General features: G+C 32.5%; 18 protein-coding genes. 13 read left to right on the forward strand and 5 right to left on the reverse strand.

Annotation, left to right across the window (positions count from 1 at the left end; genetic code table 11):
* Position 1: 1 nt before the first annotated feature.
* Together B0A78_RS02510 and recO are read left to right on the forward strand one after the other, a co-directional pair.
* Positions 2 to 997, forward strand: a complete 996-nt coding sequence (locus B0A78_RS02510; RefSeq protein ID WP_077225483.1) for an acyltransferase family protein — start codon at positions 2 to 4, stop codon at positions 995 to 997.
* 6 nt (positions 998 to 1,003) lie between these two features.
* The gene (gene recO, locus B0A78_RS02515) at positions 1,004 to 1,723 is read left to right on the forward strand and encodes a DNA repair protein RecO (RefSeq protein WP_014166679.1); all 720 of its coding nucleotides are present in this window, start codon (positions 1,004 to 1,006) and stop codon (positions 1,721 to 1,723) included.
* A 5-nt stretch (positions 1,724 to 1,728) separates the two neighbouring features.
* Here recO and B0A78_RS02520 read toward each other — a convergent pair whose 3' ends face one another.
* Positions 1,729 to 2,394: a hypothetical protein gene (locus B0A78_RS02520; RefSeq protein ID WP_014166680.1), complete on the reverse strand. Its 666-nt coding sequence runs from the start codon at positions 2,392 to 2,394 to the stop codon at positions 1,729 to 1,731.
* 5 nt (positions 2,395 to 2,399) lie between these two features.
* Complete coding sequence (locus B0A78_RS02525) at positions 2,400 to 3,107, reverse strand: hypothetical protein (RefSeq protein WP_014166681.1); 708 nt, start codon at positions 3,105 to 3,107, stop codon at positions 2,400 to 2,402.
* 159 nt (positions 3,108 to 3,266) lie between these two features.
* On the opposite strand from B0A78_RS02525, the gene ileS reads away from it, so the two are divergent.
* The 3 genes from ileS (at position 3,267) to B0A78_RS02540 (ending at position 7,870) form a co-directional block, all read left to right on the forward strand.
* Positions 3,267 to 6,728 carry an isoleucine--tRNA ligase gene (gene ileS / locus B0A78_RS02530; RefSeq protein ID WP_014166682.1) on the forward strand — a complete coding sequence of 1,154 codons (3,462 nt, stop codon included), beginning with the start codon at positions 3,267 to 3,269 and terminating at the stop codon, positions 6,726 to 6,728.
* 55 nt (positions 6,729 to 6,783) lie between these two features.
* On the forward strand, positions 6,784 to 7,164 hold the full coding sequence (locus tag B0A78_RS02535) for a TraR/DksA family transcriptional regulator (RefSeq protein WP_014166683.1): 381 nt from the start codon (positions 6,784 to 6,786) through the stop codon (positions 7,162 to 7,164).
* Positions 7,165 to 7,276: 112 nt separating this feature from the next.
* Positions 7,277 to 7,870, forward strand: a complete 594-nt coding sequence (locus B0A78_RS02540; protein ID WP_014166684.1) for a lipoprotein signal peptidase — start codon at positions 7,277 to 7,279, stop codon at positions 7,868 to 7,870.
* A gap of 737 nt (positions 7,871 to 8,607) precedes the next feature.
* Here B0A78_RS02540 and rnhA read toward each other — a convergent pair.
* Both rnhA and purN read right to left on the reverse strand, forming a co-directional pair.
* On the reverse strand, positions 8,608 to 9,087 hold the full coding sequence (rnhA, locus tag B0A78_RS02545; protein WP_014166685.1) for a ribonuclease HI: 480 nt from the start codon (positions 9,085 to 9,087) through the stop codon (positions 8,608 to 8,610).
* A gap of 19 nt (positions 9,088 to 9,106) precedes the next feature.
* Positions 9,107 to 9,670: a phosphoribosylglycinamide formyltransferase gene (purN, locus tag B0A78_RS02550; RefSeq protein WP_014166686.1), complete on the reverse strand. Its 564-nt coding sequence runs from the start codon at positions 9,668 to 9,670 to the stop codon at positions 9,107 to 9,109.
* A gap of 220 nt (positions 9,671 to 9,890) precedes the next feature.
* Between purN and B0A78_RS02555 the strand changes: the two genes are divergently transcribed.
* From B0A78_RS02555 to rnc, 3 genes are all read left to right on the forward strand, one after another.
* Positions 9,891 to 10,127, forward strand: a complete 237-nt coding sequence (locus tag B0A78_RS02555) for an acyl carrier protein (protein ID WP_014166687.1) — start codon at positions 9,891 to 9,893, stop codon at positions 10,125 to 10,127.
* Between the two features lie 197 nt (positions 10,128 to 10,324).
* Positions 10,325 to 11,575: a beta-ketoacyl-ACP synthase II gene (gene fabF, locus B0A78_RS02560; protein WP_014166688.1), complete on the forward strand. Its 1,251-nt coding sequence runs from the start codon at positions 10,325 to 10,327 to the stop codon at positions 11,573 to 11,575.
* Positions 11,576 to 11,584: 9 nt separating this feature from the next.
* On the forward strand, positions 11,585 to 12,331 hold the full coding sequence (gene rnc, locus B0A78_RS02565) for a ribonuclease III (RefSeq protein WP_014166689.1): 747 nt from the start codon (positions 11,585 to 11,587) through the stop codon (positions 12,329 to 12,331).
* A gap of 6 nt (positions 12,332 to 12,337) precedes the next feature.
* Here rnc and B0A78_RS02570 read toward each other — a convergent pair whose 3' ends face one another.
* Positions 12,338 to 13,474, reverse strand: a complete 1,137-nt coding sequence (locus B0A78_RS02570; RefSeq protein ID WP_014166690.1) for an ATP-binding protein — start codon at positions 13,472 to 13,474, stop codon at positions 12,338 to 12,340.
* Between the two features lie 173 nt (positions 13,475 to 13,647).
* Here B0A78_RS02570 and B0A78_RS02575 point away from each other — a divergent pair, with 173 nt between their 5' ends.
* The 5 genes from B0A78_RS02575 to B0A78_RS02595 all read left to right on the forward strand — a co-directional run bounded on the left by B0A78_RS02575 (position 13,648) and on the right by B0A78_RS02595 (position 18,551).
* On the forward strand, positions 13,648 to 14,652 hold the full coding sequence (locus tag B0A78_RS02575; RefSeq protein WP_014166691.1) for an AAA family ATPase: 1,005 nt from the start codon (positions 13,648 to 13,650) through the stop codon (positions 14,650 to 14,652).
* Between the two features lie 57 nt (positions 14,653 to 14,709).
* The gene (locus B0A78_RS02580; protein WP_014166692.1) at positions 14,710 to 15,576 is read left to right on the forward strand and encodes a DUF58 domain-containing protein; all 867 of its coding nucleotides are present in this window, start codon (positions 14,710 to 14,712) and stop codon (positions 15,574 to 15,576) included.
* Between the two features lie 90 nt (positions 15,577 to 15,666).
* A complete protein-coding gene (locus tag B0A78_RS02585) occupies positions 15,667 to 15,960 on the forward strand; it encodes a four helix bundle protein (protein WP_014166693.1) in 294 nt (97 codons plus the stop codon).
* 3 nt (positions 15,961 to 15,963) lie between these two features.
* The gene (locus tag B0A78_RS02590; protein ID WP_014166694.1) at positions 15,964 to 17,550 is read left to right on the forward strand and encodes a BatD family protein; all 1,587 of its coding nucleotides are present in this window, start codon (positions 15,964 to 15,966) and stop codon (positions 17,548 to 17,550) included.
* The gene (locus B0A78_RS02595; RefSeq protein ID WP_014166695.1) at positions 17,550 to 18,551 is read left to right on the forward strand and encodes a vWA domain-containing protein; all 1,002 of its coding nucleotides are present in this window, start codon (positions 17,550 to 17,552) and stop codon (positions 18,549 to 18,551) included. Before B0A78_RS02590 ends, B0A78_RS02595 begins: the two co-directional genes overlap by 1 nt.
* Positions 18,552 to 18,566 lie beyond the last annotated feature (15 nt).

Raw genomic sequence — 18,566 nt, forward strand, 5'->3', positions numbered from 1 at the left:
AATGCTAAGGAAGAATAGTATTAATTTCCTTCGTTTTCTAATGGCCAATATAATCCTGTTGGCTCATTTAGCTGAGCTAACAAAGGATAAATCATTGCATTTTTTAAGTCTTTTTTGTAAATCCAATTTAGCCGTTAGCGGTTTTTTTATCTTAAGTGGCTTTTTGGTAACTAAAAGTTTAGTGAATACTCCTAATTTAAAAATGTATTTTCTAAAAAGAGCCAAAAGAATTTTACCAGCATACATTACAATAATAATCCTTTCTGTAATAATTCTATCCGCTCTTTCCACTCTTTCCTATCAGGATTATTTTACCAATAGGAGGACCTATCGTTATTTTTTTTGGAATCTGTTTTTTTTGAATTTTGTAGAACCGTGCCTTCCAAGTGTTTTTACTACAAATCCGATTCCTTTTATAAATGGTTCTTTATGGACTATGAAAATAGAAGAAGGTTTTTATATTGTACTACCTATGCTGTTTTATCTAATCAATAAATTCAAAAATAAAAACACAGTATTAGTCTTTATCTACTTGGCTTCTATTTTATATTCTCATGTAATGTTAGAATTTTTGCATTTACCATTACTAGAAAAGCAACTCCCAGGAAAATTAGCTTATTTTGTTATGGGGATCTATATCTATCTGAACTTTGATTTTTTTATTCAGAACAAATGGAAGTTTCTAATAGGAGCATGGTTTTTATTTTTAATTCAAATGTATGGTTTAGACATTGATCTCTTTTTTCCTTTTGTGTTAGGCGTTACGGTATTGTTTCTTGCGTATTCGCTCCCTCTTTTAAACAACTTTAGTCTAAAAGCGGATTATACGTATGGTATTTATCTGTATCATTTTCCCATAATACAACTGTTTGTGTATTTTGAATATTTTCAAAAATACAACCCTTTGTTTGTGGGGATAATAACAATGTTAACAACCTATGTATGTGCTTATCTATCATGGCATTTAATAGAAAAAAAATTTTTAAATCGAAAGTAAAAATTTATGCTAACCAAAACTAAAGCAATTGTTTTAAGTGCTATTCGATATCAAGAAAAATCTTTGATTGTAAAATGTTTTACACAAAGCCAAGGTGTAATTTCATATTTTGTACCTTCCGCTTTCTCTACTAAAAAAAATAGTCAGCGTATTGCTTACTTTCAACCTTTAACAATTCTTGAAATTGAGGCTGATCATAAAAATAAAGGAGGGCTAGAGTATTTTAAAGAAATTAAGATAGCTGTGCCCTATAAAAGTATTCCTTTTGATATTGTTAAAAGTACTATTGTTTTGTTTTTGTCAGAAGTATTGCATCATGTGATTAAGGAAGAAGAAGGCAATGAACCACTTTATTTGTTTTTAGAAACGGCCATGGTGTGGCTGGATACTCACGATCATGCAGTCAATTTCCATCTTAATTTTTTAATAGAATTGACTAAGTTTTTAGGATTTTATCCATACTTAATTAATGATGATTTCCCTTTTTTTGATTTGAATGAAGGGTGTTTTGTTTCAGAGGTTACGTCTTATGTTGTAGATGAGGAAACTTCGCAAAATTTAAAACTTTTTATGTGTTCAAGTTTTGATGATACTACCGATTTTAAATTGGATTATCTAAAACGTCAAAGGCTTTTAGAAGTTCTCTTAGATTTTTACGCCTTGCATATAGAAAATTTCAGAAAGCCTTATTCATTAGAGGTTTTAAAAGAGTTTTATCATACCTGATTAATTTAATTACTGGAGTAAATAAAAACCCTGCCTGTGGTACTACTTATATTGTGTTCAACTCGATAAGCTGCACCACTTGGAGCGTCGGCTTTTATATTTATTCGTAAGGTATAGGTGCCGGGTGTGGTAATTGTGATATTTCCTGATAGGTTGCAGTAATGGGTTTCTTTCAAACGATTTCCTCCACTAAAGAAAACCGTTTCATGTGCAATTGTATTGTCAGTCCCAGTGTTTAAAATACATTCATAGGTTAAGGCTCTAGTAGAAGCATGATATAATGGTGGGTTAGTGGTTATGGTATTATCACAAAGGCGATAAGGAATTAAACAACTAATTTGTAATACCTGATTAGCTACACTTGTAGTTACAGTAGCACTATACAAAGTACTAGTAATTTGCGTATCGCTTGTTATATTTGTATCCAAAGTAAAAGTAGGCTCTAAAGAGGTGAATAATTTAGACGGTCTGTCTGCTTTTGCCAGATTTCCTAGTGCATCTGCTACGACAAAATAAGGATAGGTAGTGCTGTTAGAACCATCATTTAAAGTTCTAATCCTCGTCGTTCCATTAACATCTAAAGTTGCTGTTGGTGTGTCTGTTCCAATTCCAACTTGTGCTATCGAAAAATTAGAAACCAAAATAATAATTGTTTTTATAATATTTTTCATGTCTCTTAATTTACTGAGGTTAGTTTTAAATAATTTGTTTTTCCTACAGTACTAGGATTGTAGTTTATTCTAAATGAAGATCCGTTTATACAATTAGTCTCTACACGAACCGTAATTGTATATGTACCCAGTGTAGGTAATGAAATCTGAGAACTCAAATTAGTACCATAAATTCCAGTTTCTTTGAAACTTCCACTTAGATATTGAGTTTTTGCTGCAATTAATTTATTGATATAAGAGCCCCCATTTAGGTAAATAAAAGTCTTTACAACACGAGTATCCGCGCTAAAAATTAAAGGTGTTCCGTTGTGCCCAGGTGGAGTAGTTGATGCAAACGCAGAAATTCTAAAAGGAAGGTCTAAATTAATGTCAACAACTTGATTGGGTTTTATAGTAGTAAAATTTTGTGTAATCATATCAAAACCTGCCGTACTTGTCGTATTCCAGTAATAGACCGCTAAAGTAGATAAAACATCTAAAAACACATGCCCGTCAGTATAGGCTCCTCCATCCATTAGTATCGTATTGGAGCTATTAGTTACCAATGTTTTTGAATAAGTGTTCGCATTATTTCCATCAGGTAAGTTCTCTATTCTTAGATCACCATTAATATCTAACGTTTCAGTAGGAGTTGTGGTGTTAATCCCAACGTTTGATTGAGCGTAGGAAATGATTGTACACAACCAAAGAAAAAAGAGTATATTTTTTTTCATCATTTAGGAGCTCATTAAGTATGAATGTAAAAATACATTTTTTTTAATTTTTGAGCTAGTAATTATTCTATATATCGTATTAATTATGTCTTTTTTTTTGCTATTGCCTTATAAATCATTACATTCGCCGATTGATTTTTTAATATAGAGAATAGCGATATGAAATTCAACGAATACAAAGGACTTGACTTGCCTACAGTGGCCTCTGAAGTACTTGATTTTTGGAAAAAAAACAATGTCTTTAAACAATCGGTAACTTCACGAGAAGGAGCTACCCCGTATGTGTTTTTTGAAGGCCCCCCTTCAGCAAATGGATTACCAGGTATTCACCACGTAATGGCACGTGCGATTAAGGATATTTTCTGTCGTTATAAAACTCAAAAAGGATACCAAGTAAAGCGTAAAGCCGGTTGGGATACTCATGGACTTCCGGTAGAATTAGGAACCGAAAAAGAATTAGGCATTACCAAAGAAGATATTGGGAAAACAATTACGGTAACCGAATACAACGAAGCTTGTAAACGTACTGTGATGCGTTATACCGATGTTTGGAATGACCTTACCGAAAAAATGGGGTATTGGGTAGATATGGAAGACCCGTATGTGACTTATAAATCCAAATACATGGAATCGGTTTGGTGGTTGCTAAAACAAATCTATACTAAAGATTTATTATACAAAGGCTATACGATCCAGCCGTATTCGCCAAAAGCAGGAACAGGATTATCTTCACACGAAGTAAACCAACCGGGTTCGTACCGCGATGTGACCGATACGACTATTGTAGCACAATTCAAGAGCCCCCTAACCCCCGAAGGGGGGGCAAACAGCGTGTTAAATGCGTTCGGTTTGAGCTCTTCTTCTTCGGAAGGAATGGGGGAGGCTTTCTTCCTAGCTTGGACAACTACTCCTTGGACGTTACCAAGTAACACTGCATTGACCGTTGGACCTAAAATTGATTATGTTTTAGTAAAAACCTTCAATCAATACACGTTTGAACCGGTTAATGTGATATTAGCTAAAAACTTGGTTTCAAAACAATTTGATAAAAAATATAAGTCGGTAGAAACTAATGATGAATTTAAAGAGTTAGAAGATAAGTTTCTACATGTTCCCCCTTCGGGAGCTAGGGGGCTAATCCCTTACCAAATTTTAGCAGAATGTAAAGGAGCCGATTTAGTTGGAATCAAATACGAGCAATTATTGCCTTGGGCATTACCATACCAAACGCCCGAAAACGCGTTCCGAGTAATTGCAGGTGATTTCGTTACGACCGAAGACGGTACGGGTATAGTACATACCGCTCCTACTTTTGGTGCTGATGATGCGAAAGTGGCTAAAGAAGCGACTCCTGAAGTGCCACCTATGTTGGTGTTAGACGAGAACGGGAATCCCGTTCCTTTAGTAGATTTACAAGGTAAGTTTGTAGCACAATTAGGAGAATTTGGAGGCAAATACGTTAAAAATGAATATTACAACGAAGGCGAAGCTCCTGAAAGATCCGTAGATGTAGAAATAGCGATTTTATTAAAAGAGCAAAATAAAGCGTTCAAAGTAGAAAAATATGTGCACAGTTACCCACATTGTTGGAGAACCGATAAACCTATTTTGTACTATCCATTAGACTCTTGGTTTATCAAAGTAACGGAGGTAAAAGATAGAATGTTCGAGCTAAACGAAACCATCAATTGGAAGCCTAAAGCCACGGGTGAAGGGCGTTTTGGAAATTGGTTGAAAAATGCTAACGACTGGAATCTTTCACGTTCGCGTTATTGGGGAATTCCATTACCTATCTGGAGAACGGAAGACAAAACAGAAGAAATTTGCATTGGTTCAGTGGAAGAGTTGTTCAATGAAATTGAAAAAGCAATTTCGGCTGGAGTAATGACAGAAAATCCATACAAAGGTTTTCAAATAGGAACTATGGATGAAACCAATTACGACTTAGTTGACTTGCATAAAAATGTAGTAGATACTATCGTTTTAGTTTCACCTTCAGGAAAACCTATGAATCGTGAAACAGACTTGATTGACGTTTGGTTCGATTCAGGTGCAATGCCTTATGCGCAATGGCATTATCCATTTGAAAACAAAGAATTGATAGACGGAAACCAATCCTTCCCCGCTGATTTTATTGCAGAAGGAGTTGACCAAACACGTGGTTGGTTCTATACATTGCATGCTATCGGAACTTTGGTTTTTGACAAAGTAGCTTATAAAAATGTAGTTTCTAACGGATTGGTATTAGACAAAAACGGGCAGAAAATGTCGAAACGTTTGGGTAATGCTGTAGACCCATTTGAAACATTAAAAGAATATGGTCCAGATGCTACACGTTGGTATATGATTTCTAATGCAAATCCTTGGGATAACCTGAAATTTGATATTGAAGGTGTAGCTGAGGTACGTCGTAAGTTTTTCGGTACGTTGTACAATACGTATTCATTCTTTGCGTTATATGCTAATATTGATGGATTTAAATATTCAGAAGCAGAAGTTCCATTGGAAGAAAGACCAGAAATTGATCGTTGGATTTTATCGGAGTTGCATACCTTAATTCAATTAGTAGATGAAGCCTATGCGGATTATGAGCCAACAAAGGCAGCTCGTGCCATTTCTGATTTCGTTCAAGAAAATTTGAGTAATTGGTATGTGCGCCTATGCCGTCGTAGATTTTGGAAAGGTGATTACGGAACAGATAAAATAGCAGCATACCAAACCTTATATACTTGTTTGGAAACTGTAGCTAAATTAGCGGCACCTATTGCACCGTTCTTTATGGATCGCTTGTATAAAGATTTAAATGCGGCAACACAAAAAGAAACTTTTGATAGTGTACACCTTGCAAATTTCCCAGTTTACGTTGAAAACCGTGTTGATAAATCGTTAGAAAGCAAAATGTTAAAGGCGCAAACCGTTTCTTCTTTAGTATTGTCTTTGCGTAAGAAAGAAATGATTAAAGTTCGTCAGCCGCTTCAAAAAGTAATGATACCTGTATTAGATGAAGTACAACGTGCGGAAATCGAAGCAGTATCTGATTTGATTAAGGCAGAAGTAAATGTAAAAGAAATACAACTTTTAGACGATGCTTCTGGTGTTTTAGTTAAACAGATTAAACCTAATTTTAAAGCTTTAGGTCCCAAGTTTGGGAAAGATATGGGTTTGATTTCTAAAGAAATACAAGGTTTTTCACAAGAACAAATAGTAGAGATAGAAACAAAAGGAGAAATAAGTATTGCTATTTCCGGAAATAATGTTATCTTAACAATTCAAGATGTAGAAATTACCTCTCAGGATATAGAAGGGTGGTTAGTGGCTAACTCAGGAGGAATTACAGTAGCTTTGGATATTACCATTTCCGATGAATTAAGAAAAGAAGGAATCGCACGGGAATTAGTAAATCGTATCCAAAATATTCGTAAAGATTCTGGTTTTGAAGTAACAGACAAAATTAAGGTTACAATGGTAAACCAAGACGAAATAGAAAGTGCTGTAGCAAACAATTTGGATTATATTCAAGCAGAAACATTAACAGAAGAATTAATTTTTGCTGAAAGCATAGAAAATGGCACAGAAATTGAATTTGATAACCTTAAAACAAAAATTCATATAACAAAATAAAAATAGTTTTTCGGAAACAAACTAAACCAGATATTAACCCAAAACACATTAGATTATGGTGGAAGAACAAATTAGATATTCGGATTCAGATTTAGCGGAATTTAAGGAGTTAATCCAGACTAAATTAGAAAAAGCCAAAGCAGATTTAGAACTTATAAAAAGTGCTTATCTAAATGATTTGAATAATGGTACAGATGATACCTCACCTACATTCAAAGCATTTGAAGAAGGAAGCGAAACTATGAGTAAAGAAGCTAACTCTCAATTGGCCATTCGTCAGGAAAAATTCATACGAGATTTAAAGAATGCTTTAATTCGTATCGAAAACAAAACGTATGGTATTTGTAAAGTAACAGGTAAATTAATTGCAAAAGAGCGTTTGAAATTAGTCCCACATGCTACGATGAGTATCGAAGCTAAAAATTTGCAAAAATAACATATCGAAAACAAATGACTAAACGCTCCCTAATGGAGCGTTTTTTATCTTCTTTAAGTTTCCTTATTTTGTATTACAATATTCCTTATTTTTGCCCATCAAAAGTTTAAAAATGAATCTAAAAAAAGCCTATTTAATAGTTTTCCTAGTTTTATTAACAGATCAAATATCAAAAATATATGTAAAGACAAACTTCATGTTACATGAAGAAGTTGTTGTAGCTAAATGGTTTAAATTTCTTTTTGTAGAAAATGAAGGTATGGCATGGGGAGTTGAATTGCCAGGGATTTACGGTAAATTGATTCTTACCACCTTTAGAATTTTTGCAGTTTTTGGAATTGGTTATTGGTTGTGGCAATCAGTAAAAGAAAAAGCTTCTAATTTATTAATTATAGCCATTTCGCTAATCTTAGCGGGTGCTTTTGGTAATATCCTAGATTCTGTTTTTTATGGTGTTATTTTTGATCATAGCGAAGGTCAATTAGCAATTCCTTTTTCAGATAAACCTTACGGCACTTGGTTGTATGGGAAAGTTGTTGATATGTTTTATTTTCCCATTTGGCAAGGCAAGTTACCGTCTTGGCTGCCTGTTTTTGGCGGAAAATACTTTACCTTTTTCAACGCTATTTTTAATGTAGCAGATATTGCCATCTCTACAGGAGTAGGGATATTGATTGTTTTTAATAAAAAAGTATTCGGAAAATAAAGATTATCCAAAACGTTATTAATTATCGGTGTTTAAGAAGTAATAGCTTAACGTTTAGTCCTTTTTGACGACAGGGGAAGTCAGAATCAGTGTTATGTGATTTGCTTCGACTATTCGCTTTGTTCGAACCTTCCTTTGGTTCGAAAAGATTGAAAAATTTTAGGACATACTCTTTCTTTTTTATATAAGAGGGTATTATTTATTATTAAAAGTTTTTAAAAAAGAAAAGCTAAAGACTTGAATACTAGATTTGCAATTTAAGTCTGAAGTAGGTATCCTAGTGTTGTGTTTTAGTTTTTTCTAAAAATTATCTAGAAGAAGATTTTCTTTATACGTTTTAGAGATCATTTATCTATTCTTTCTCTGGGGATGTAGTATGTAATCACTCAAAGAAATAGATTGATTGTAAATGTGTTAGTAAATATCTTTAACACAGATTATGGGGTGTATTTTGTGATGAAGATGAAAAGAGAAAATAAGATAAAAAGACGCGGAATTGTTTTATGCCATTGTAGTTTTGACGCATTGAGGGCAAAAAATGAGACTTTTTAGATTCAAAGAACAAAGAAAGTCATTTTATCTGTAGTAAACTTCTAATGTGTAATCTGGATTTAAGGCAAGGTTTAAGATGAAATTTTGTACAACAAGTAACATAATTTCTTTCTATCATTTTACAATTAATTTATCTAATATGAATAGAGTAGATTTTGCTCTTTTGATTAGCCAATCGGACTCATTCAAACTAATTTATTACTTTCTCCTTCATAAAAACGATCGATAGAGAGTGTTTTCAGTTGCGATGCCATTACCGCTAGTTGATCACAACGTTCATTTTGTGGGTGATTGTTATGACCTTTTATCCATTTAAAATCTACTTGATGTTGGCGGTATACTTTTAAAAAGCGAACCCATAAATCTGGGTTTTTTTTGCCTTTAAAACCTGTTTTTTCCCAGCCTATTACCCAATTTTTTTCAACAGCATCTACTACATATTTTGAATCAGAAACGACAAGTACACGCTGATTGGGTTGTTTTAGTTTTTCGAGCCCTACAATGACCGCTAAAAGTTCCATTCGGTTGTTGGTAGTCAATCGAAAGCCTTCGTAAAATTCTTTTTTATAAGAACTTCCAACCAGTTCCATTACCAAGCCATAGCCGCCAGGTCCAGGATTTCCTTTTGCTGCTCCATCAGTATAAATATGTACTTGGTATGACATGTTGTATATGTTTTATGAGTTAAGAATTTAGAAGTTTTTCTATTTCAATAGAGAAATAAGTGTGTTCTAATAGATGAACTGCTGTGGCTATTTCTTCTGCTTTTTTACAATTTTCAATATTAGTAGCATATTGTGCAATAATAGCCCCTTCATCATAGTGCTCATTTACATAATGAATTGTAATACCTGTTTCTTTTTCTTTGTTTTCTAAAACGGCCTGATGTACATTCATACCATACATTCCTTTGCCTCCATACTTAGGTAAAAGAGCTGGGTGTATATTAATAACTCGATTGGGATAAGCAGTAATGATGTTTTTTGGGAATTTTAGTAAAAAACCAGCCAAAACAATTAAATCAGGAGTAGATTCGTTTAACTGATTCAAAACAAAACCTGAGTTCAAATCTTCTTTTGTGAAAGTTAGCGTTGGAATACCATGATTTTTAGCTCGTTCTAAAACCTTAGCATTTAAATTGTTAGAATAAACTTGTGTTACGGTTATTTTTGGGTTGCTTTTGAAATGCAATATGATTTTTTCAGCATTAGATCCTGAACCAGAAGCAAATAGTACAATTTTTTTCATGATATTTTTATGTGTTGTTATAGCAGTAAAAATAGGCTTTCAGAAATTAAAAAACATTTAAAGTTGCAAAAAAAAGAATAATTCAGGAGAAATAATAAAAAAACCATCCTCTTTGTAAAATTAATTTTATAATTTCGTAGTTAGATTTATGAAACAAAAAAGGAGTAATTAAATAATTTTTTTATTTTTGCCAACTAATTAAAATTTAAAATTAAAGATTATGTCAGACATTGCATCAAGAGTAAAAGCGATTATCGTGGACAAATTAGGTGTTGACGAGAACGAAGTAGTTTCTGAAGCAAGCTTCACTAACGATTTAGGAGCTGATTCATTAGACACTGTTGAGCTAATCATGGAATTCGAAAAAGAATTTGATATTCAAATTCCAGATGACCAAGCTGAAAACATTGCTACTGTAGGTCAAGCTATCTCTTACATCGAAGAAGCTAAAAAATAATAAATAATGGCATCTGTAAGTAAAAAAGCTTACAGATGTTCTTATTTTTTACTGTCTTTATCAAAATCTTTTTTAGATTTGTACAAACATTGATTGTATTACAATCATATAGCATATTCTGTAATACCCATTGTTTCTTTTAGTTATTATTAAAAGTGCTTTGGGGTTTTTTATATTAAAACAAAACCAGCTAAACTATGCAACTAAAGCGAGTAGTAGTAACCGGATTAGGAGCTTTAACTCCTATTGGAAATAACCTTCAAGAATACTGGGAAGGTCTAATTAATGGAAGAAGCGGTGCGGCTCCCATTACTTATTATAACACAGAAAAACACAAAACAAAATTTGCTTGTGAAGTAAAAAACTTTAAGGTAGAGGAGTTTATTGATAGAAAAGAAGCTAGAAGAATGGATAAATTTGCTCAATATGCCATTGTAGCAAGTGATGAAGCCATTAAAGACTCTGGCTTGGAATTAGATAAAATTAATAAATATCGTGTTGGAGTTATTTGGGGAGCAGGAATTGGAGGACTAGAAACTTTTCAAGAAGAAGTTTTAAGTTATGCTAAAGGTGACGGAACGCCGCGCTTTAATCCTTTCTTTATCCCTAAAATGATTGCTGATATTGCTCCAGGACATATCTCTATGCGAAATGGCTTTATGGGACCTAACTACACCACGGTTTCTGCTTGTGCCTCTTCAGCTAACGCTTTAGTTGATGCGTTCAATTACATTCGTTTAGGTATGTGTGATGTAATCGTTTCAGGAGGATCCGAAGCAGCTGTGACTATCGCAGGTATGGGAGGTTTCAATTCAATGCAGGCATTATCAACAAGAAACGAAAGTCCAGAAACGGCCTCTAGGCCTTTTGATGCCACTCGTGATGGATTCGTTTTAGGAGAAGGAGCAGGAGCATTGGTGTTAGAGGAATATGAACACGCAAAGGCACGTGGCGCTAAAATTTATTGTGAAGTAGGAGGATGCGGAATGTCTTCTGATGCTTATCACCTAACAGCCCCTCATCCAGAAGGAATTGGAGTTATAGCAGTAATGAATAATACACTACAAGACGCAGGTTTAAGGCCCGAAGATGTAGATCACATCAATACACATGGTACATCTACTCCTCTTGGAGATGTAGCGGAACTAAAAGCAATTAGTTCTGTTTTTGGTGAACACGCTAAAAATATTAATATCAATTCAACTAAATCTATGACAGGGCACTTATTAGGTGCTGCTGGAGCTATTGAAGCAATAGCTTCTATTTTAGCTATTAAAAACAGTATTATTCCTCCTACAATCAATCATAATGTAGTGGATGAAAATATTGATCCAAACTTAAACCTTACCTTAAATAAAGCTCAAAAACGGGATATTAAAGTGGCTATGAGTAATACTTTTGGTTTTGGTGGTCATAACGCTTGTGTTTTATTTAAAAAAATAGAATAATTCTATAGTATGAGAATTATTAAGAGAATATTTAAAAAAAACCGTTTTCAGAACCCTGAAGACGGGAATTTTTTTAAAAAAATTACTTTCATCTTAGGTTTTAAACCTGAAAATATTGAGCATTATCGTCGCGCTTTTACTCATAGATCTATGAATAAAACAGATGAAAACGGTTATCCAATAAATTATGAACGACTTGAATTTTTAGGAGATGCAATGTTAGGTTCTGTGATAGCTGCCCATCTATTTAGTAAGGTTCCTAATGGAGACGAGGGGTATTTGACTAAAATGCGCTCTAAAATAGTTTCACGCGAACATTTAAATGAATTAGGAAAAGATTTTAAATTAATTGAGTTCGTAGAAACGAAAGTTTCCGCACAACATTTTGGCGAAAATGTACACGGAAATATTTTTGAAGCTTTTATTGGAGCAATATATTTGGATAAAGGATTTGATTTTTGTGAACAATTTATTCAAAAAAAAATAATAAAACCCTACGTAGATATTGATCGTTTAGAAGGCAAAGTAATAAGTTATAAAAGTCTTTTTATTGAGTGGTGTCAGAAAGAAAAAAAATCTTTCCATTATGAAACCTATGATGATAATGCTGCTGGAAATGTAAAATATTTTGCAGTAAAGTTACATTTAAACGGAGAGGTTATAACGAAAGCTCGTGCCACCTCTAAGAAGAAAGCGGAAGAAATAGCTTCTAAGAGAGCTTATTTTGTTTTTCAATCACAAATAGACAACAAATAAGATAAGCTAATGACTATATTTCATTTTTCGTAATACTCTTAAAGCTTCTTTAAAAGAAATATAAACTTTATGATAGGGTTTTAAAAGAAATTTAGACTCAATAAGTTTCTCTTTTGCGTTTTTAAAACCATTCAAATAGCAGAGCATCAGTGTATGTGGTAGGTTTTCAAGATTCTTAAGGTCCCTATCTGTAAGAGAGGCTTTTTGATTTACTTTATCCAGTAGTAATAGGTTTGTTTTATAGATATGATATAATAACTTTTTATTAAACTGAGGGGGTTCAAAAAGAATCTCATTTTCTATTTTATAATACCCGTTGTCAAAAAATGTAATATAAACCTTTTCAAGTGGATAATAACTGGTTTTATCATTAAGCCCTAATTGTATAAATTCAGTAATTGTAAAATTATTTTCTGAAAACTCTATAATAACTTCGTCTAGTGTAGAATAAAAGAGTTTAATTTGCTCATTAATTAATTCAATGTCTACCCTTGAAAAATAGGTTTTACCTTTCCATTCCTTTTTATTACCAGCCCAACAAACAATAAAAAGCTCTTTAAAAACTTTGTATTGAGTTTCCATGTCTTTATGTTTAACATTCATGAAATCTAAAACGGCTTCTAAAGTGTGTTCAATGCTATTTCTAGAATTGTTTTCAATACTGATAACCGTTTGCGTATTTTGTTTACTATAGCCTATTTTATCAAGGGTAGGGATTGTATTACTTCCAATTCTTTTAAACGTACTTCCTGTTTCTATTGTGTTTATTCCTTTCTTAAAATAAGAGACTTTATGATTGGGCTTAATAGTAACTAATCCTACCACTTTTTCTTTTGGCAAATGAGGGAAAGGAATGTTCTCATATTGTATTTGTGGAGGATTTAGAAGAAAAGCATTTACCAAATTTTGTATTCTACTGTCGTCAAAAAAATCATCACCTACAATTTCGTTACTTTCGTCTTCAACACCTATGACTAGGTACGAATTATTATTCGGATTAGAATTAGATAGCGCACAGATATGTTTCAAAAATTTAGCCTTTCCTTCTTTATTATGAAGATTTAGCTGTCTCTTTTTATCATAAAAGCTATTTTCGTCGTTATGAGCTAATAAGTTTTTTATAAGGAGTCTTTTGTTAATCATATCTCTAATTTTTCAAAAATCACTTAAAAATACTAAAAGCTTTCATAAAATGAGTCTTAATAAGGGGGTAAAAAAAATATTTAACTGATTGTTAACACCCTAAAATCAATTAAATTTTCAATTTGCATCATATTGAATAAGATATTAATTTCACGACTTTAAAAAAACAATCGATGGAAGAGAATACCACTACTTTAGATATTAGGGCAATTAATGAAAAAATAGAAAGAGAAAGTGCTTTTATTGATCTATTAACGATGGAAATAAACAAAGTCATCGTAGGACAAAAACACATGGTAGAACGTTTGTTGATCGGACTTTTAGGGCAAGGACATATTTTGCTAGAAGGAGTACCTGGATTAGCAAAAACATTAGCAATAAATACTTTATCACAAGCAGTTTACGGGAGCTTTAGTCGCATTCAGTTTACTCCTGATTTATTACCAGCGGATGTAGTAGGGACCATGATCTATAATATTAAAGATAATGCCTTTTCAATTAAAAAAGGACCGATCTTCGCCAATTTTGTTTTGGCAGATGAGATCAACCGTGCGCCCGCAAAGGTTCAATCAGCTTTATTAGAAGCAATGCAAGAAAAGCAAGTAACAATTGGTGATACTACGTTTAAATTAGATAAACCCTTTTTAGTATTAGCGACACAAAATCCAGTAGAACAAGAAGGAACATATCCACTACCTGAAGCGCAAGTAGATCGTTTTATGTTAAAAACGATAATTGATTATCCTAAAATTGAAGAAGAACGAATGGTTATTCGTCAGAACCTAAAAGGAGGTTTCGATAAAGTAAAACCAGTAGTGTCTATAGAACAAATTTTGCGTGCTCAAGAAGCCGTTCGTGAAGTATATATGGATGAAAAAATTGAAAAATATATTTTAGACATCATTTTTGCAACACGTTATCCAGAAAAATATAAATTAGAATCATTAAAACCTTTAATTAGTTTTGGAGCTTCACCACGTGGGAGTATTAACTTGGCTGTAGCAGCTAAATGTTATGCCTTTATTAAACGCAGGGGCTATGTTATTCCAGAAGATGTACGTGCGGTAGTACACGATGTGTTACGTCACAGAATTGGTATTACTTATGAAGCTGAAGCAGAAAACGTAACTACAGTAGATATTATCAATAAAATTGTAAACGAAATAGAAGTGCCATAAAAAGGAACTATATAAATAATTACCATTAATCTATGACCGTTGCCTATTGCCTAAAAAATGGAAACAAAAGACTTACTCAAAAAAGTTCGTAAAATAGAAATAAAAACCAGAAGACTGAGTGACCATATCTTCTCGGGAGAGTATCATACCTCTTTTAAAGGACGTGGGATGACTTTTTCGGAAGTACGTCAATATCAGTATGGTGACGATGTACGCGCAATTGATTGGAATGTTACGGCTAAATATAAAGAACCTTACATAAAAGTTTTTGAAGAAGAACGAGAATTAACCATGATGTTAATGGTTGATGTTTCAGGTTCAGAAAATTTTGGTACTAAAAATCAATTAAAAAGCGAAGTAGTAACAGAAATAGCAGCAACTTTAGCTTTTTCAGCAACTCAAAATAATGATAAAATAGGTTTAATCTTATTCTCGAATCAAATAGAATTATACATTCCACCTAAAAAAGGAAAATCACACGTATTACGTATTATTCGTGAATTAATTGAATTCGAACCTAAAAGCAAACAGACTAATATAGGAAATGCTCTGGAGTTTCTTTCCGCAACCCAAAAGAAAAAAGCTATTGTATTCATGATTTCAGATTTTATAACAGATGATAATTATGAGAAAATATTGAAAATTGCCAGTAAAAAACACGATATAACAGGGGTAAGAGTATTTGATATCCGTGAAGAAAAAATACCTGATATCGGTTTAGTAGCCATGCAAGACGCTGAAACAGATGCTATACAATGGATAAATACAAGTTCTAAAAACGTTCGCTTGCAGTATGAAAAATACTATCAAGAAAAAGTGAATTATTTTAAGGACATTTTCTCAAAATGTGGTGCTGGTACAGTACACACAAGAGTAGACGAAAGTTATGTAACAAAACTATTAGGTTATTTCAAATCAAGATAAGTGAAAAATTGTTCTTTCTAAAAGAAACAACAAGAAATTAGCAAAAAGAGTAATACATTTTGTATCCAGTATCATTTTATTTATTAAAAAGTGGAACACAATTATATAGCAAATCATTTCTTAGATCAGATTATTCGTTTCCCCAGCTCACCAGCATTAAATTACGGTGACGTTGAAAGTAAAAAAGATTTTGTAAACAAAAAAAGACTTTGTTTGAAAGAAATAAGAGAAACTAGTCATTGTTTAAGAATTATAGAAAAACCAAAATCATACCTGTTTGATTTAGAAGTGAATCAAACAAAAAATGAATCAAATCAATTGATTTCAATAGTTGTTGTAAGTATTCCTACTGCTAAAGATAATTCAGAAATCAAAAACTGTTAATTAATGAATGCGAAACTATACATATTATTGCTTTTTTCATCATTTGGTTTTACACAAAAGATAGAAACTACTATTGATAGAAAACAAAACAAAATTGGAGAGCAATTCACTTTAAGTTTAAAGGTCAAATCAAATACAAAAAGGCATATTACTTTTCCAAAAGATAAAAATTTTGGTTCCTTCGAGGTAGTAGAGTCCTATCCTATTGATACCATAAAAGCAGAATCAAAAATGGAACTAATAAAAAAATACGGTTTAGTTCAATTCGATTCAGGTAAGTTTGTAATACCTAAAATGCCTATTCTAATTAATAACAAACCCTATTTTTCAGAGAGTATCAAGGTAGAAGTATTTAACGTAAAAGTAGATACTTTAAAACAAAAAATGTATGATATTAAACCCATTATTGAGGCAGAAAGACCACTGGGCAATTGGTGGAAATATTTGCTTGGGTTACTAACCTTAATTGGTTTAGGATTTTTGGGATACAAATTGTATAAAAAATATCAAAAAACAGCAGAAATAGAGCCTGTATATAGTACACCCATAGAAAAATCTATAGACCTATTACAACGACTAGAAAAAAAAGAACTTTTAGCAAAAGGAGAAATTAAAGCCTATTATTCAGAGTTAACAGATATTGTGCGTGAATATATAGAAGAAGCAATTGAAATTCCAGCAAAAGAAAGTACGACTTCAGAGCTTATTCTAGGGTTACAACAAGCCGCTCAAAAAAGAAAATTAAAACTTTCTCAAGAAACGGTTAAAAGTTTAGAAAAAGTGTTAAAACAAGCAGATTTAGTAAAGTTTGCTCAATCGAAACCTTTGGATTTTGAAATAGCAGATGACAGAAAAAAAATAGAATCAAGTATCATCAACATTCATAAATCCATACCGATAGTAGTAGATGAAACAAGTGTAAAATGGAAAAAAGAACAAGAAGAAATTCGAAAAAAGCAAGAACGCAAAAAAAAGACAACAGCCATTGCAGGAATTGTAAGTTTTTTAATCATATCAGCATTCATCTTTATTGGAATTACCAAAGGGATTGATTTTATTAAAAATGGTTTTACAGGTCCATCTACTAAAGAATTAGTTCATGCAGATTGGATAAAATCAGAATACGGAAATCCTGCTATTGTGGTAGAAACTCCAGAGGTATTGAAACGTACAGATGTTTCTAAAGCCATTCCAAATGATACAGCAGGAATCGTAAAAAGTACTCAAATGTTTGATTACGGAAGTTTAATACAAGGTTTTTATATGGCTATTTCATCAACTGAATTCAAACAAAAAAAAGAAGTAGATTTAGGGCAAGCCTTGACAGGAATGATTCAAACGTTACAAAATCAAGAGTGTGAAAATGTAGTAGTGAAACAAGAAGATTTTAAAACTAAAGAAGGATTACAAGGTCTAAAAGGATATGGAAGTTTGATCAAAAACGGAGAGCAAATGATTTATCAAATACTATTGTTTAGCCAAGATGGGGGAGTGCAACAACTAATGGTAGCCTTTAGAGAAGGAGATGAAAATGGGCAAAAAATAGCAAATCGTATGTTGCAATCTGTTGAACTTAAAAAAGCACCATAATGAAGAATGTAACATTTTTAAACCCCGAATTTTTTTGGTTGTTTTTACTATTACCTTTAACAATAATATGGTATTTCTTTATGAATAAAAAAGAAAAACCAATACTAAAAATAAGTTCATTAAAAGGTTTTCAAAATACAACCTCCGTCTTGCCTAAGTTAAAACCTCTGCTTTTTGCTATGCGGTTATTGGCGTTAGGAGCCTTAATAGTAGCCATGGCAAGACCCCGAGTAGTAGATGTCAGTAATAAAACCAATAGTACTTTTGGAATTGATATTGTTATTGCTTCCGATGTTTCAGGAAGTATGTTGGCTAAGGATCTAAAGCCTAACCGAATGGAAGCGTTAAAACAAGTAGCCTCAAACTTTGTCAAAGAACGTTTAAATGATCGTATTGGAGTGGTTGTATATGCAGCAGAAGCTTATACAAAAACACCCGTAACAAGCGATAAAGCAGTTGTATTACAAGCTATTGATGATATTAAATACGATAATGTTTTACAGGACGGTACAGGAATAGGCATGGGATTGGCTACTGCTGTTAATCGTTTAAAAGACAGCAAAACCAAGAGTAAAGTCATCATTTTAATGACAGATGGAGTAAATAATGCAGGCCTTTTAGATCCTCAAACTGCAGCTGAAATTGCAGCTGATTTAGGAATAAAAGTTTATACCATAGGAATAGGAACAAACGGAAATGCATTATTCCCCTATGCGTATGCTCCTAATGGAGGGTTTTTATTTAAAATGATGCCTGTTCAGATTGACGAAAAATTAATGAAAAATATCGCTCAAAAAACAGGGGGAAAATATTTTAGAGCTACAAACAATTCCAGTCTAGAAAACATCTATAGCGAAATCAATAAATTAGAAAAAACGAAAGTTGATGAGTTAAAATTTGTTAATTATGACGAAAAATACCGTCCTTGGGTTTGGTTGGCAGGTTTGTTGTTATTAATTGAATTAATATTAAGAAAAACAATTTTTAAAGGTTTTATATAATAAAAATTGTTGTTT

This window comes from Flavobacterium columnare NBRC 100251 = ATCC 23463, from assembly GCF_002530675.1.
GTDB lineage: Bacteria > Bacteroidota > Bacteroidia > Flavobacteriales > Flavobacteriaceae > Flavobacterium > Flavobacterium columnare.